This is a genomic window from Vibrio sp. OPT46, assembly GCF_015163535.1.
GTDB lineage: Bacteria > Pseudomonadota > Gammaproteobacteria > Enterobacterales > Vibrionaceae > Vibrio > Vibrio alginolyticus.
In genome coordinates, this window is the sequence record NZ_JADDYG010000511.1 from 1 (window position 1) to 249 (window position 249).

Here is a 249-nt window from a genome sequence, read left to right on the forward strand (position 1 = left end):
AGCGATACCAGCTCCTTTTTACTTAGGTTAGTTAGTATCTTGGCTATCAAATCCTGGTTAGTATTGGTTACTAGGTTCTGAACCTTAAACTCTGAATACCCCATAACCATCGCAACATACAAGTGCCTGTTTTCCTTAAACCACTTCCAATAGGCAGACTTAGAGAAGCCTTCATCTACAAGTCGATCTGGAGCACTAGGCAATCCTAGTTCGGCGTTAACCTCTTTTATGGTTTCCAATTCCACCAGC

At 42.2% G+C, this 249-nt stretch carries 1 protein-coding gene; it reads right to left on the reverse strand.

Features of this window, described 5'->3' with window-relative positions; genetic code table 11:
- Positions 1-249 (reverse strand): hypothetical protein (locus tag IQR33_RS33870; protein ID WP_228014047.1); only part of this gene is annotated, 249 nt, incomplete at both ends.